Source organism: Rhizobium sp. LjRoot30 (assembly GCF_964253915.1).
GTDB lineage: Bacteria > Pseudomonadota > Alphaproteobacteria > Rhizobiales > Rhizobiaceae > Metarhizobium.
In genome coordinates, this window is record NZ_CAXUSG020000005.1 from 273,512 (window position 1) to 287,730 (window position 14,219).

Consider the following 14,219-nt stretch of genomic DNA (forward strand, 5'->3'; position numbering starts at 1 on the left):
AAACGTTCTGGAGCCTCGGCTGATGGAATTGAATGAATTTTTCCCGCCCCGGGAAGGCGTTACGCTTGCTGCGTTGGCCGAGTATCTTGGGGCGGAACTTACCGACGAGAGCGCGGGGAAACGGCTGATCCATGCCGTAGCCCCGGTTTCTCGTGCCCGCGAAGGCGAGTTGTGTTATATATTGTCCCGCAAGACCCGCGCCGAACTGGAGACGTGTAACGCGTCGGCCATTTTGTGCGACAAGGCTTTGCAATCGATCATTCCCGCTCATATTCCTGTTCTCCTGTCCTCGCGGTCGCATACGGCCTTCGCGATGGCGGGTGCGTTGCTGCATCCGTCCGCGATGCGGCCGCTGGCGACAGTGAGCGCCGAGCCCGATATCTCTCCCGCTGCTTTTGTTGATCCCTCGGCCCATCTTGAGCCTGGCGTTATCGTCGAGCCGATGGCCGTCGTCGGCGCCAATGCCTCGATCGGCACGGGCACGCGCATCGGCGCCGGCGCGATCATCGGACCCGGCGTCAAGATCGGTCGCAACTGTTCGATTGCCGCGGGCGCCAGCGTTCTCTGCGCCTATCTCGGCAACGAGGTGATCATCCACAACGGCGCGCGCATCGGCCAGGACGGTTTCGGTTATGCGCCGGGTCCGCGCGGCATGCTGAAGATCGTTCAGATCGGCCGCGTCATCATCCAGGATCACGTCGAGATCGGTGCCAACACGACCGTCGACCGTGGCACCATGGACGACACGGTCATCGGCGAGGGCACCAAGATCGACAATCTCGTGCAGATCGGACACAACGTCCGCATCGGGCGCCATTGCGGCATCGTCAGCCAGGTCGGCATCGCCGGCAGCACCCGCATCGGCGATGGTGTCATGATCGGCGGTGCGTCCGGCATCAATGGCCATGTTAACATCGGCAGTGGCGCGCAGATCGCGGCAATGAGCGGCGTCGTCGGCGATGTTCCGGCAGGCGAACGTTATGGTGGCGTGCCGGCACGGCCAATGAAAGACTTCCTGCGCGATATCGCTGAAATGACCGCACGCGCCAACAGCCGTTCGAAAAAGACTGGAGACACACAGTGACCGAGGAGAGCAAGGCGTCCCTTTCCAGCGCCGACATTCTTGAAATCATGGCTCTTTTGCCGCATCGCTACCCGTTTCTGCTGGTCGACCGGATCATCGAGATCAACGGTGACGATTCGGCGATCGGCATCAAGAACGTGACGGTCAACGAACCGCATTTCACGGGCCACTTCCCCGGTCAGCCGATCATGCCCGGCGTTCTCTTGATCGAAGGCATGGCCCAGACGGCCGGCGCCATCTGCGCTCGCAAGCAGGGCCAGGCCGGCAACCTCGTCTATTTCATGACCATCGACAACGCCCGCTTCCGCAAGCCGGTCGTGCCCGGTGACCGCGTCGAATTCCATGTGACCAAGCAGAAGCAGCGTGGCAACATCTGGAAGTTCCATTGCGATGCCAAGGTGGATGGAGCCCTCGTCGCCGAAGCGGATATCGGCGCCATGATGCGTAGGGATGCCGAATGAGCAAGATTGCCGCAAGCGCACGCGTTCATCCGCTTGCCGTAGTGGAAGACGGCGCCATCGTCGGCGAAAATGCCGTGATCGGCCCCTTCTGCCATGTCGGCCCCCATGTGATACTGGGTGACGATGTTGAACTGCTCAACAATGTTGTCGTTGCCGGCCGCACCACGATCGGCAAGGGGACCCGCATCTTTCCGTTTGCGGCAATCGGTGGCGATCCGCAGAGCGTGCATCATGGCGGCGAAGAGACGACGCTGTCGGTCGGCGAGCGCTGCACCATCCGCGAAGGCGTGACGATGAACACCGGTACATCCGGTGGCGGTGGCAAGACGGTTGTCGGCAACGACAATCTGTTTCTCGCCAATTCGCACGTGGCGCATGATTGCCAGCTCGGCAACAATATCATCCTGTCCAACAACGTCATGCTGGCCGGCCATGTGCACGTTGCGGACCGCGCCATTCTCGGCGGCGGCTGCGCCGTCCACCAGTTCACCCGCATCGGCCGCCAGGCCTTTATCGGTGGCCTGTCCGCTGTCAGCTACGACGTCATTCCTTATGGCATGCTGAACGGCAATCCCGGTATTCTCGGCGGCCTGAATGTCGTGGGCATGTCGCGGGCTGGCATCGAACGTTCGGTCATCCACACGGTGCGGCGCGCCTATAAACAGATCTTCGAGGGCGAAGGTTCTGTCCGGGCGAACGCTGCGGCCATCCGTGACGAATACGTCGATTGCCCGGAAGCCATGGAAATCCTCGATTTTATCGGCGCCGAAAGCGACCGTGCGCTGTCTTCGCCGAACAGGGGAAGCAAGGGCTGATCGGTGGCAAACGACAGCCGAAAGCCGAAGGGGCGCCTGGCCATCATCGCCGGCAGCGGAACGCTGCCGCTGCATGTGGCCGGCGCGGCGCGGCTTGCCGGCGAAGATCCGCTGATCATTCCCATCAAGAACGAATCCGATCTCGATTTTGAAGGTTTCGACCGCGCCGTCATCGGCGTGGGCGACATGAAAGGGCTGGACGCCGCAATGCGCAGCCACGGCGTCGATCGTGTCGTGCTTTCCGGCGCCATCTCCCGGCGGCCGGAATGGCGGGAAATCACGCCGACCTGGAAACATCTGCTCAAGGTGCCGTCCGTCATCCGGACATTGCTGTCGGGTGGCGACGATACGGTGCTGCAGATGGTCATCGGGCTGATCGAGACCGATGGACGCCATGTGATCGGTGCGCATGAAATCGCGCCTGACCTTCTGGCGCAGACCGGGCCTCTCGGCCAGCACCTGCCGGGTGAAGACGACTTGAAGGATATCGACAAGGCCGCCAGCGCCGCCATGGCGCTTGGCGCGCTGGACGTCGGCCAGGGGGCCGTCAGTGTCGGCGGGCGGGTCGTGGCTCTGGAAGGTGTCGAAGGCACGGATCGCATGCTGGAGCGTGTGGCGGCATTGCGGGCGGAAGGAAGAATTTCCTCCCGGCGCAAAGGTGTTTTGGTCAAGCTTTGCAAACCGCAACAGGACGTCCGTGCTGACTTGCCGTCGGTCGGCGTGTCCACGGTGGAAAACGCCCGCAAGGCCGGATTGGCCGGAATTGCGGTGGAAGCCGGGCGGGCGCTGGTGCTCGATCGCAAGGCGATGATCGCGGCGGCCGATGCGTCCGGCCTCTTCGTCTGCGGCATCGACCGCGGACTAACCGACGGATGGATGTGACATGGTCTTGAAGGTGGCTGTGATTGCGGGAGAAGTGTCCGGCGATCTTCTTGGTGGCGATCTGCTGGCTGCCTTGAAAAAGCTGACGCCCGAGGCGATCGAGATCGTCGGTGTCGGTGGCGATGCGATGGAAGCCCAAGGCCTGGAGTCGCTTTTCGATTTTTCCGAATTGTCGATCATGGGCCTGACCCAGGTCCTGGTGCGTCTGCCAAACCTCGTGCGCCGCATCGGGGAAACCGCCGAGGCCATCATCGAAGCCAAACCCGATGTGCTCATCATCATCGACAGTCCCGACTTCACCCATCGGGTTGCCCGGAAGGTGAGGCGCGCCTTGCCCGATCTGCCCGTCGTCAACTACGTCTGTCCGAGTGTCTGGGCGTGGAAGGAATATCGGGCAACGAAGATGCTGGCCTATGTCGATCACGTGCTGGCGCTGCTGCCGTTCGAACCGGATGTGATGAAACGGCTGGGTGGGCCGGCGACAAGTTTTGTCGGGCATCGTCTGACTGCCGATCCGGACCTGCTGCGCGTCCGGCAGGCAAGGGCCGTGCGGGCCGTTCCATCCGCTGGTGAAGGTCGGACCGTCCTGCTTCTGCCGGGATCGCGCAGCGGTGAAATACGCAGCCTGCTGCCGGTGTTCAAGCAGACCGTCGAGCTTTTGGCGGAGCGCAACAACGACCTGCATTTCCTGCTGCCCACCGTGCCACGCCAGGAGCTACTGGTTCGCGAGTTGACGGTGGAGTGGCCGGTGCAGCCGGAAATTCTCGTGGGGGCGGCGGACAAGTGGCGCGCCTTCAGCGTTGCCGATGCGGCGCTTGCGGCTTCCGGTACGGTGATACTCGAACTCGGCCTTGCCGGCGTTCCCGTCGTTTCCGTCTACAAGCTGGATTGGTTGATGCGCTTGATGACGCGTCGGATCAAGACCTGGAGTGCGGCGCTGCCCAATCTTGTCGCCGATTATCCGGTCGTGCCGGAATATGTCGATCACACCATCCGTCATGGCCGGCTGGCTCGCTGGATCGAGCGGCTCTCGACACCGACCCCCGAGCGGCAGGCCATGAGCCAGGGTTTCGAACGCGTCTGGAACAGGTTGCACACGCAGCGCTCCCCCGGCGAAGAAAGCGCCCGCATCGTCCTGCGGCTGCTCGAGGAGAAAGGGCGCGCCTGACCGCTTCCTGCCAGCGCCGGAAACGCTACGTCCAATGAAAAACCCCCGGACTTGCGTTCGGGGGGTTTGTCTGTCTGGGCGCGGTTTTACGCCGCAATCAGCGCTTGGAAACCGGGATGTAGTCGCGCTTCGGCTCGCCGATGTAGAGCTGGCGCGGACGGCCGATGCGCTGCTGCGGATCTTCGATCATTTCGTTCCACTGGGCAATCCAGCCGACGGTGCGCGCCAGCGCGAACAGCACGGTGAACATGGTGGTGGGGAAGCCCAGCGCCTTCAGCGTGATGCCGGAGTAGAAGTCGATGTTCGGGTAAAGCTTCTTCTCGACGAAGTAGCTGTCCGTCAGCGCGATCCGTTCCAGTTCCATCGCCACTTCGAGCAGCGGATCGTCCTTGATGCCGAGTTCGCCCAGCACTTCATGCGTCGTCTTCTGCATGATCTTGGCACGCGGGTCGTAGTTCTTGTAGACGCGGTGACCAAAGCCCATCAGGCGGAACGGGTCGTTCTTGTCCTTGGCGCGGGCGATGTATTCCGGAATACGGTCGACGGTGCCGATTTCGGTCAGCATGTTCAGCGCCGCTTCGTTGGCGCCGCCATGCGCCGGGCCCCAGAGGCAGGCGATACCGGCAGCGATGCAGGCGAAGGGATTGGCGCCGGAGGAGCCGGCAAGGCGAACGGTCGAGGTCGAGGCGTTCTGCTCGTGGTCGGCATGCAGGATGAAGATGCGGTCCATGGCGCGTGCCAGAACCGGGTTCACCACATAGTCTTCACACGGCACGGCAAAGCACATGCGCAGGAAGTTCGACGCGTAGTCGAGGTCGTTCTTCGGGTAAACGAAGGGCTGACCGATATGGTACTTGTAGGCCATCGCGGCGAGCGTCGGCATCTTGGCGATCATGCGCAGCGAAGCAACCATGCGCTGGTGCGGATCGGTGATGTCGGTGGAGTCGTGATAGAAGGCGGAGAGAGCGCCGACGCAGCCGCACATCACGGCCATCGGGTGCGCGTCGCGGCGGAAACCGGTGAAGAAGCGCGACATCTGCTCGTGCACCATGGTGTGGTGCGTGACGCGATGATCGAAGTCCTTCTTCTGGGCTGCGGTCGGCAAATCACCGTAAAGCAGCAGATAGCAGGCTTCCAGGAAGTCGCCATGTTCTGCAAGCTGTTCGATGGGGTAGCCGCGGTGCAGCAGGATGCCTTCGTCGCCGTCGATGTAGGTGATCTTCGATTCACAGGACGCGGTCGAGGTGAAGCCTGGGTCGTAGGTGAACGAGCCGGTGTTCTTGTAAAGCGCACCGATGTCGAGAACGCTTGGCCCGATGGTTCCGGTCTTGACCGGTAGTTCCACCGATTTTTCCCCGAGCGTCAATGCAGCGTTTTTATCCGTCATGCTGGTCCTCCGAACTGGCGGTGTGGCGCCTCAAAAGCGTCACATGTTTTAACGTCCATCACTGTAGCTATATGATACGGAAGTTAATGCCAAGCTATCCGATAGGCAATTTGTGCGCCGCATGATCAACTTTTGGGCGTTGCAGCATCGACTTTTTTTCAGCCCGCCGAAGGCGCTGGCGCGGTCTGCTCGCAACGCGATAAATTAATACGTTAAGCTTATTATCTGGGTTGCAAAAACCTATCTTCGGTTGCATGATGCCCGCCACCGAAACACCAGTTCTGGCAGTTCAATGCCACGCGCCGAATATGAAGACGGTGATTCTCTAAGGCAGGAGCGGCTTCGTGGGCCGGTGGTGGAATCCGCTGATTTTCCGGCGGTTTTCCGGGAAAATCGGAAGGAACGTCTACCGTCAAAGCCGCGCCGGACCTTGCCTGCCTCTTTTTTCGTCATGTCGCGCTGGCGCAGCCGATGCTACGCCATGCTGGAGGAGGAAGAGCGGCATGGCCGGGCATTCCTCCTTGCTGCCGTCTGCCTGGGAGTGGGGGCCGTCATCTGGTTCGTGCTGCCCGTCGATCCACCGGTTCAGGCGATCGGCACCGGTTTTGCCATTTTTGCCGGCTTGGCCTGGCGTTGGCGTTTTTCCCAAGGCATGGCGCATTACGGCACAGCCGCGATCGCCTTGCTGCTTGCCGGCATGCTGCTGGCGCAATGGGAGACGTGGCGGCGTGCGACGATCGTGCTCGATAGTCCGGTGACGACCATGATCAGCGGCGTCGTCGAGCGGCGCGAGGCGAGCGGCGAGGGGCACTGGCGCTACATCGTGCGGCTGACGGCAACAGTGGAGCCGACGCTCAAGCGCCCGCCGGATCGGGTGTCGCTGCTTGCCCGCAGCGGGCATGAGCCGATCGCAATCGGCGCCGGCATCCGCGGCCGGGCGCGCATCTCGCCGCCATCGGGACCGGCACTTCCCGGTCTCAACGATTTTGCCTTTGCCGCCTATTACGACGGCATCGGCGCCGTCGGCTATTTTTATGGCGCGCCTGAGGCCGAAGCGGTTGCCGAAGGCGGCAATGGCAGCGTCCTGCAACGCCTGGAACTGACGCTTTACGCTGCCAGAAGCGCAATCGGCGACCGGATCCGCAGCGTCGTTCCCGGAGACGCAGGCGCTTTCGCTGCCGCCATCGTCACCGACGAGCGACGGGCAATATCGAAGGAAACGACCGAGGCGCTGCGGCTGTCGGGTCTGGCGCATATCATTGCCATTTCGGGGCTGAACATGGCGCTTGCTGCCGGTATCTTTTTTGTCGGTGTTCGGGCCGGGCTCAGCGTTTTCACCGGGTTCGCCCAGGCGTATCCGGTGAAGAAGATTGCCGCATTCGGTGCGTTGGTAACGGCGTTCGCCTATTACCTCATTTCCGGTTTTGCCGTTTCGGCCGAGCGGGCCTTCCTGATGATGGCGATCATGCTGATTGCGGTGTTCTTCGATCGCCCTTCGATCAGCCTGCGCAATGTCGCGCTGTCGGCCATCGTCATTATCGCCATGTCGCCCTCGGAAGTGATGGGCGCAAGTTTCCAGATGTCTTTTGCAGCAACGCTGGCTCTGGTGGCGGGGTATGCTTTGTGGAAGGAGCGGCCGGCGACCGAACATGCCTCCGCAATCCCCGGCCTACGAGCGGCGGTATGGGTGTTTCGCTTTTTCGGCGGAGTTTTCTTTACCTCGCTGATCGGTGGCCTGGCGACGGCGATCTTTTCCATCGAGCATTTTCACAAGCTCGCAACCTATGGGCTGGTCGCCAATCTTGCGGCCATGCCGATCATTTCCTTCGTTGTCATGCCGGCCGGCCTGATCGGCATGTTGCTGATGCCCTTCGGCCTCGATGCCTTTCCCCTGCAGATCATGGGAGCAGGGCTGGAATTGGTGATCGCAATAGCCCGGATGGTTTCGGGCTGGGGTGGCGAAGTGGCGTTCGGCCGCCTGCATCCCGTATTCTTTCCCTTGTCGGTCGCCGGCTTTCTGGTCATGACGTTGCTGCAGACGCGGCTTCGCCATCTCGGCGGCCTCCTGATCCTGGCGGGCGCGCTTGCAGCTTTCATGGCCGATGGCCGCGGTACGGCCGATCTCATCGTCGCAGAGGATGGACGCCTTGCCTCCGCCCGTCTTGACGGGACGTGGAGCGTCAATCGCGATCGCCCACCCGATTTTATCTTTGCGCAATGGCAACGCGCTCTCGCGATCGGCGAGCCAAGGGATCCGCAGCAGCTCGAAAACACCGCAAAACCGATGGAGAAGGATGGAAAGAGAAAACGCCTGACAGCCGAGGAAGTGAAGCAGGCACGAACCGCCATGCACAAGGCGCTGGCGGAAAGCGAGGAGGGACGTTTTGCCTGTGCAGCAAAACTGTGGTGTGTCCTGCGTCTCGGCGAACGCAGGATTGCCCTGGTCGATGATCCTGCATATGCCGGCGCCGCATGTGATGCGGCAACGCTTGTCATCGTCTCGGCACGGCTCCGTTTCGAAGCCTGCCGCTCCGGGGCATTGCTGATCACGTCGACCACGTTGAGACGCACCGGCGCACTGGAAATCAGCCTGCCTGAGAACCCCGCCGAGCAACCCCGCCTGGCCCCGGCCTTTGAGAACGCCGAACGCCCCTGGATGCGTCACCGCAGTTACGATTGGCGCAGCGGTGAATTCAATGCGGCTTTGCCTGCCTCGATTGCCGCATTGATCGTTCAGTGATAGCGGCGGATGAGACCGACCAGCTTTCCCTGTACCTTGACGCGATCGGACGAGAAGATACGGGTTTCATAAGCCGGGTTGGCCGCTTCGAGCGCAATGGAGGCGCCCTTGCGGCGAAAACGCTTTAGCGTCGCCTCTTCGTCATCCACCAGGGCCACGACGATATCGCCGGGCGTCGCGCTGTTGACGTTGCGGATGATGACGGTGTCGCCGTCGAGAATGCCGGCCTCGATCATCGAGTCGCCCTTGACCTCAAGGGCATAATGCTGGCCGGAACTGATCATTTCCGCCGGAACGACGATTTCGTGCGTGTTGTTCTGGATCGCGGAAATCGGCACGCCGGCGGCGATGCGTCCCATCACCGGCACGGAAACGGAATGAGGATTGCTGTCTGCCGCCGATTTGACAGGCTTGGAGGGGACTGCGGCGACAGGCTGCGGCTTGCCGAGACTGCCTTCGATGACGCTTGGCGAAAAGCCGCGCCGCGGCTGCGGGGCAGGGGAATAGGCCTCCGGCAATTTGATGACCTCAAGCGCCCGCGCCCGGTTGGGCAGGCGGCGGATGAAGCCGCGCTCTTCCAGGGCGGTGATCAGGCGGTGGATGCCTGATTTCGATGCCAGTTCAAGGGCATCCTTCATCTCGTCGAAAGAGGGCGGCACACCCGATTCCTTCATGCGCTCATGGATGAAAAGCAGAAGTTCCTGTTGCTTGCGTGTCAGCATCGTTTCCATCCCCAGAATCGCGAAACAAATCCAGAACAGACACTATCTGTTCGGCATGTGTTCTGCAAGTCCCCAATTTTGATGGATAATAAGGGAGGCGGAGCCTGTCAGTCCCCCTCGGGCAGGGTAGATGGTGCCGGCTCGATCGTCTCGTTATCAAGGTTCACCAGCCACGCCAGACGTGTCTGGTAGCGGACGATCACCTTGTATTCGGGGCCGAGTACGTCGCGCGCGGCATCTCGAAACGGCACCTCTTTCAGCGCCGGCGGAAGCAGGTCCGAAATGGAGGCGACCTTGTATTGTGCGTCGGAAGGAAGATCGACCACGACCCAGACTTCCGCGACCTTTTTATGCGCGTCTATGTCGATGCGCAGAATTTCGATGGGGGTGGGTGTCGCCCACTCGACGATCCTGCGCGAAAGCTTCGCCTGGACGCCGGCTTCCATGAAGCGGAAATAGGTCGCAGTGAAGAGTTGCGAGAAGACGATGGCGAGGAAGGCTGCGATCGTGACAAAACCCAGCGTAAATTTGATGCGTCGCGTGCCTGCCCTGAACAGCAGATCACGCGGACCGAGGACCAGATAGACGATACAGGCGGACAGAATGATCGCACCGAAATTCGTGGCGAAAAGCAGCAGCGCCTCGTAGCAGCGCGAGAGCTGGCCGAAATAGAGCAATATGCCTGCCGCGGCCAAGGGCGGAACAAGCGAGACTCCGATAGCCGCACCCGGTATAAGGCTCGCCTCGGATTTGCGGATCTGGACGTAAGCGCCGGCGATACCCGCGGCAAGCGCGATGACGAGATCCTCGGCCCCGGGGTCTGTTCGGCTGATGACCTCGCTGGGAATTACTATTCCCCTCGGCACATCGGTCAGCCAGACGAGCAGCCAGGCAAGGAGCACGCTCAAGCCTGCTGCCAGCCAGACGGTCAAAAGCAGTTTGCTGGCGCGTCCGACCCATCCCATCACGATCGAGGATGCTATTCCGAGGATCGGGGTCATCAGCGGGGCCACCAGCATGGCTGCGATGATCACGGCGCCGGAATTGCGCAGGAGCCCCATCGTCGCGATGACGACCGCAAGTGTCAGGAGGATGGAGAAACGCCGCCAATAGGCAGGCGTGTCACTTCCCTCAAAGCGAAGGATATCTCTGACGCTTCCGTACATTTGGTTGGCCATGGCAGATCGTTCTCGGGATGGTTTGTAAGGGTCACAGACATTCGGTTTCGACAGGCTCGTATCGAGCAAACGGCCGTTTCTACATCCGCTTCACGCAACGGAAACCGACATGACTTGTCGATGTATCCTCCGTTTCAGCATGGCGTGCGGCCGGCCGGTAGCGCTGGCAATAGTTCGGGGCGCACAGATGTGATCCCCCCTTCAGTACGCGTTGCGGAATACGAATGGCCGGTTGCTGGGGATCGAAACTGGTTTCGACGCCTGCTCCCCGTGGATTGACCGGGACGCAACATGGAGACTTGGCCGGTTCGGGATGGCGGGCAGACCAATAGTCGGTCGTCCATTCCCAGACATTTCCGATCATATCATAGAGACCATAGGGGTTGGCCGGGAAGGACTTGACCGCCGATGTGCGTTCCGTGCCTTTCGGTTTGGTGCTGTGGGTCGGAAACATTCCTTGCCAGGTATTGGCCATGAGAACGCCACCCGGTATCAGCTCATCTCCCCAGGCGAATTCGGTATCGTCCGATCCGCCGCGCGCAGCCAGCTCGAACTCGGCTTCCGTGGGCAGATCATACCCTGCCCACCGCGCATAGGCCTGGGCGTCCGTATAAGCAACGTGAACGACAGGATGGTCGAGTTTGCCGCGGAGGTTGCTTTGGCCGCCGAGGGGGCGCCGCCAGTTCGCCCGGAAGGTGAAGCTCCACCATTGCCAGAAATCCCGACCTTTGATCGTTTTCGGCGGCGTGAAGACAAGTGAACCGGCTCGCAGCATTTCCGGCAAAGCTCCGGGGTAGTTCTTTGCGTCCGGAACTTTCTCGGCAACGGTGACGTGCCCCGTCGCTTCGACGAACGCCATGAATTGCCGGTTGGTGACCGGCGCCTCCATCATCCAGAAGCCATCGACCGTAACCGGGTGTGCGGGGGCTTCCTCCGGATAGTGGTGATCTGATCCCATGACAAAGGTCCGACCCGGTATCCAGATCAGTTCGCCGCTGCGGGTAATGTTTCCTGCCATCTCTGCTGCGAGCGTCATGCCTGCCTCCGATTGCCTTCGAGGAAGCTTGTCCGGACCGGAGCACTGGAGGAAGTACGCAACGGTAAACGTCGGGGCGTTTCGGCATGTTGTCCGCGAAAAGCCCATTTCGCCCCGAAATCCCGCGTTTTCAGCAGGTTGACATTCAGTTTTCGGGTCGCAGACGACGCGCAACAAGGACGTAATCGCCTGCACTTTAACTGTAACGTACTTCCTGACAGAGCGAGACATCCGCATCCTCCGATCACTTTGTTTCAACGCAAGCAATGAGGAGAACGCGGATGGTGGGTCTGAAAGCTGGCGGGCTGGCCGCTATCGCAATGCTGGCGGTCACGAGGGCGGTATTGGCGCAGGACGCTGAAAACGATTTGGCCAAGAAGCTCAGCAATCCCGTCGCTTCGCTGATCAGCGTGCCGTTCCAGTTCAACTACGATGGCGGATATGGGCCAACCGACGGAGATCGGATCACGCTGAACATCCAGCCCGTCATTCCCATTACCATCAACGAAGACTGGAACCTCATTTCGCGGACGATCGTGCCTATCATCTGGCAGGACGACATCGCCGGGCCGTCCGGCGAACAGTCCGGGCTGGGAGACATCACGCAGAGCTTCTTCTTCTCGCCGAAGGAGCCGACCGAAAACGGCATCATCTGGGGCGTCGGCCCGGTTTTCCTGCTGCCGACCGCCACGGACGACATGCTTGGAGCCGGCAAGTTCGGACTGGGTCCAACGGCCGTGGCTCTCAAGCAACAGGGATCGTGGACCGTGGGGGCATTGGCAAACCACATCTGGTCGGTTGCCGGCGATGGAAGCCGGCCCGATGTCAGCTCCTCCTATCTCCAGCCCTTTGTTTCCTACACGACCCCGGACGCCTGGACCTTCGCGCTCAACACGGAAAGCAGCTACAACTGGAAGACCGATGATTGGTCGGTTCCCGTCAATTTTCAGGTTTCGAAGCTTGTCCAGTTCGGCCAGCAGCCGGTCAATTTCACGGCAGGCGCTCGCTACTGGGCTGTCAGCCCGGACAACGGCCCCGAAGGCTGGGGTTTTCGCGTGGCGGTCACCATGCTGTTCCCGAAATAAGCGATCCGGTTTGGAACAGCGGCTTTCCCAGAGCAATTCCGGCAAATATGCGGAGCGCTTTTGCATCCATAATTGCGTAGAAGCAAATGGATCGCCCATGTCCGCGTTTCAGGGAAATGCGGACATGGGCTTCGCGTTGTCCTCGGATCGTCATTCATTCAACCCCGCCGTCCGCTGAAGGAAGAGCCGGGCTGGTCATGCTGTGTTCGGCGAGCCGTGTGTAAGCGACGTAATATTTGTAGATATTGCCGACATAACGGACGGTTTCACGTCCGACGACCGCTGCCGAAGCATGCTCCACATTGCCGAACCAGACGTTGGGATCGAGGTTCATCGCTTCCGCCCTGCGCCTGAATTTACGCAGGTTGCCAGGCCCGGCATTGTAGGCCGCCAGGGCAAAAAGCAACCTTTCCCGCAGCGGCAAAGCTTCGTCGTCTATGTAGGTGTCCAGCAGATGGCGCATGTATTTGGCGCCGGCCTCGATGTTTCGTTCGGCGCTGGTATCGACCCCCTTGATGCCCACCGCCTTGTCGGCTGCGGTGGACGGCAGGAGTTGCATGATACCGACTGCGCCGCGGGAACTGCGCCGGCTCTGATCGAGCTGGGATTCCTGATATCCCTGGGCCGCGAGCATCAGATAATCGAAGGAGTATTTCTCGCCGTATCGATGAAACGCCGTGACAAGGAGCTGGAATTGCTCGACGTCTTTCGGAGCGTAGGCGCGCTTGACCATGCTGTCGCTCTGGTAGAATTTTCGCTTGAGAATGTTCCCGAACGTCGTGCCGATACGATGGTTCTTGACGAACTCGTCCAGCACGGCCTTGAGGTGAGGGCTGTCCTTTCGGATGGCCCAGGCGATCTTGCCATCCGAAGCGATCTTGATTGTCGGATGTACGGAGATGTGGGGAAATATCCCCGTCCAGAGGTCTGCCGTATGGCGATCGACGACCGTCCAGTTGAGAAGCCCTGCATTGACCATTTCCAGCAGATCCTCGTCTTCGAGATCCTCGTCCATGGCCGTGATGGCGATTGCCGGCAGGCCGCTTGCCTGCCGCTGCACGTTGATTGCCGTCAGGTGTTCGTAATAGCTGCTGGACTTGCGGAGAGGGATACCTTCTTCCGCAAGGTCGTCCAGACTGGCGATCGCACGGCTTTCCGCTCCGACCACCAGAACTTCCTCCGCATCGCCGTAAACAGGCAATGTAAAGTCGACGAGTTCCTGGCGATTGGGTGTGATCGTCAGATTGGCCATGATGATGTCGCCACGCCCTTCCAGCAGCGCACGGACAAGCTCCTCGCGTCGTGTGGGAACAAAGGCGACGCGCATGCGCCGGATCTCCTTTTTCCGGTCCTTGTTCAGGCGCTTCTCAAGTTCGCGCCCGAAGTCTACCGCCGTTCCGTACTGCGCGCCCTTGTCGACGAAATAAATAGTCTTACTGAACGGTACCAGCACACGGATCAGGCGTCGCTTCTCCAGGGCCTCGAAGTCGCCGATATACTGACCCAACAGGTCCCGCGGCAGGGTTTGAGCTTGGACCGGCCACCGGTCCAAGGTGCCAAAGACAACAGATGCCCAAATGACGACGAACACACATAGACGCATGGATTGCCTCCCGAAAGCGTGTATCGGATCATTGCGCATGCTCGGGATTGGGCCAGTA

At 60.8% G+C, this 14,219-nt stretch carries 12 protein-coding genes; 7 read left to right on the plus strand and 5 right to left on the minus strand.

Going from position 1 to position 14,219, the window contains the following annotated elements; all coding sequences use genetic code 11:
• The first annotated feature begins 22 nt into the window (after window positions 1-22).
• From lpxD to lpxB, 5 genes are read left to right on the plus strand one after another with little or no spacing between them, the layout of a single operon-like run.
• Window positions 23-1,084 carry a UDP-3-O-(3-hydroxymyristoyl)glucosamine N-acyltransferase gene (gene lpxD, locus ACSQ3I_RS13170; protein ID WP_435999507.1) on the plus strand — a complete coding sequence of 354 codons (1,062 nt, stop codon included), beginning with the start codon at window positions 23-25 and terminating at the stop codon, window positions 1,082-1,084.
• Window positions 1,081-1,545, plus strand: a complete 465-nt coding sequence (gene fabZ, locus ACSQ3I_RS13175; RefSeq protein WP_435999509.1) for a 3-hydroxyacyl-ACP dehydratase FabZ — start codon at window positions 1,081-1,083, stop codon at window positions 1,543-1,545. Before lpxD ends, fabZ begins: the two co-directional genes overlap by 4 nt.
• Window positions 1,542-2,360, plus strand: a complete 819-nt coding sequence (gene lpxA / locus ACSQ3I_RS13180) for an acyl-ACP--UDP-N-acetylglucosamine O-acyltransferase (RefSeq protein WP_435999511.1) — start codon at window positions 1,542-1,544, stop codon at window positions 2,358-2,360. The genes fabZ and lpxA overlap by 4 nt, the downstream gene beginning before the upstream one ends.
• A 3-nt stretch (window positions 2,361-2,363) precedes the next feature.
• Window positions 2,364-3,242, plus strand: coding sequence for an LpxI family protein (locus tag ACSQ3I_RS13185; protein WP_435999513.1), 879 nt, complete (start codon window positions 2,364-2,366; stop codon window positions 3,240-3,242).
• A 1-nt stretch (window position 3,243) separates the two neighbouring features.
• Window positions 3,244-4,410 carry a lipid-A-disaccharide synthase gene (gene lpxB, locus ACSQ3I_RS13190; protein WP_435999515.1) on the plus strand — a complete coding sequence of 389 codons (1,167 nt, stop codon included), beginning with the start codon at window positions 3,244-3,246 and terminating at the stop codon, window positions 4,408-4,410.
• Between the two features lie 97 nt (window positions 4,411-4,507).
• Here lpxB and gltA read toward each other — a convergent pair whose 3' ends face one another.
• Window positions 4,508-5,797, minus strand: coding sequence for a citrate synthase (gene gltA / locus ACSQ3I_RS13195; RefSeq protein WP_109459046.1), 1,290 nt, complete (start codon window positions 5,795-5,797; stop codon window positions 4,508-4,510).
• Window positions 5,798-6,227: 430 nt separating this feature from the next.
• On the opposite strand from gltA, the gene ACSQ3I_RS13200 reads away from it, so the two are divergent.
• A complete protein-coding gene (locus ACSQ3I_RS13200) occupies window positions 6,228-8,537 on the plus strand; it encodes a ComEC/Rec2 family competence protein (RefSeq protein ID WP_435999517.1) in 2,310 nt (769 codons plus the stop codon).
• Here the strand turns inward: ACSQ3I_RS13200 and lexA are convergent.
• The 3 genes from lexA to ACSQ3I_RS13215 form a co-directional block, all read right to left on the minus strand.
• Complete coding sequence (gene lexA / locus ACSQ3I_RS13205; protein ID WP_435999519.1) at window positions 8,531-9,259, minus strand: transcriptional repressor LexA; 729 nt, start codon at window positions 9,257-9,259, stop codon at window positions 8,531-8,533. The genes ACSQ3I_RS13200 and lexA overlap by 7 nt on opposite strands.
• 107 nt (window positions 9,260-9,366) lie before the next feature.
• Complete coding sequence (locus tag ACSQ3I_RS13210; protein ID WP_435999521.1) at window positions 9,367-10,506, minus strand: DUF389 domain-containing protein; 1,140 nt, start codon at window positions 10,504-10,506, stop codon at window positions 9,367-9,369.
• Between the two features lie 10 nt (window positions 10,507-10,516).
• On the minus strand, window positions 10,517-11,473 hold the full coding sequence (locus tag ACSQ3I_RS13215; protein WP_435999523.1) for a formylglycine-generating enzyme family protein: 957 nt from the start codon (window positions 11,471-11,473) through the stop codon (window positions 10,517-10,519).
• A 320-nt stretch (window positions 11,474-11,793) separates the two neighbouring features.
• Here ACSQ3I_RS13215 and ACSQ3I_RS13220 point away from each other — a divergent pair, with 320 nt between their 5' ends.
• The gene (locus ACSQ3I_RS13220) at window positions 11,794-12,558 is read left to right on the plus strand and encodes a transporter (protein ID WP_435999675.1); all 765 of its coding nucleotides are present in this window, start codon (window positions 11,794-11,796) and stop codon (window positions 12,556-12,558) included.
• 154 nt (window positions 12,559-12,712) lie between these two features.
• On the opposite strand, the gene ACSQ3I_RS13225 is transcribed toward ACSQ3I_RS13220, so the two are convergent.
• Complete coding sequence (locus ACSQ3I_RS13225) at window positions 12,713-14,149, minus strand: transglycosylase SLT domain-containing protein (RefSeq protein WP_435999525.1); 1,437 nt, start codon at window positions 14,147-14,149, stop codon at window positions 12,713-12,715.
• Window positions 14,150-14,219 lie beyond the last annotated feature (70 nt).

Excerpts from the sequence above, each read along its gene's own strand:
- lpxD (WP_435999507.1), top strand. The coding sequence starts at position 23 with ATGGAATTGAATGAATTTTTCCCGCCCCGGGAAGGCGTTACGCTTGCT.
- lpxA (WP_435999511.1), top strand. The coding sequence starts at position 1,542 with ATGAGCAAGATTGCCGCAAGCGCACGCGTTCATCCGCTTGCCGTAGTG.
- lpxB (WP_435999515.1), top strand. The coding sequence starts at position 3,244 with ATGGTCTTGAAGGTGGCTGTGATTGCGGGAGAAGTGTCCGGCGATCTT.
- gltA (WP_109459046.1), bottom strand. The coding sequence starts at position 5,797 with ATGACGGATAAAAACGCTGCATTGACGCTCGGGGAAAAATCGGTGGAA.
- lexA (WP_435999519.1), bottom strand. The coding sequence starts at position 9,259 with ATGCTGACACGCAAGCAACAGGAACTTCTGCTTTTCATCCATGAGCGC.
- ACSQ3I_RS13215 (WP_435999523.1), bottom strand. The coding sequence starts at position 11,473 with ATGACGCTCGCAGCAGAGATGGCAGGAAACATTACCCGCAGCGGCGAA.
- ACSQ3I_RS13220 (WP_435999675.1), top strand. The coding sequence starts at position 11,794 with ATGCTGGCGGTCACGAGGGCGGTATTGGCGCAGGACGCTGAAAACGAT.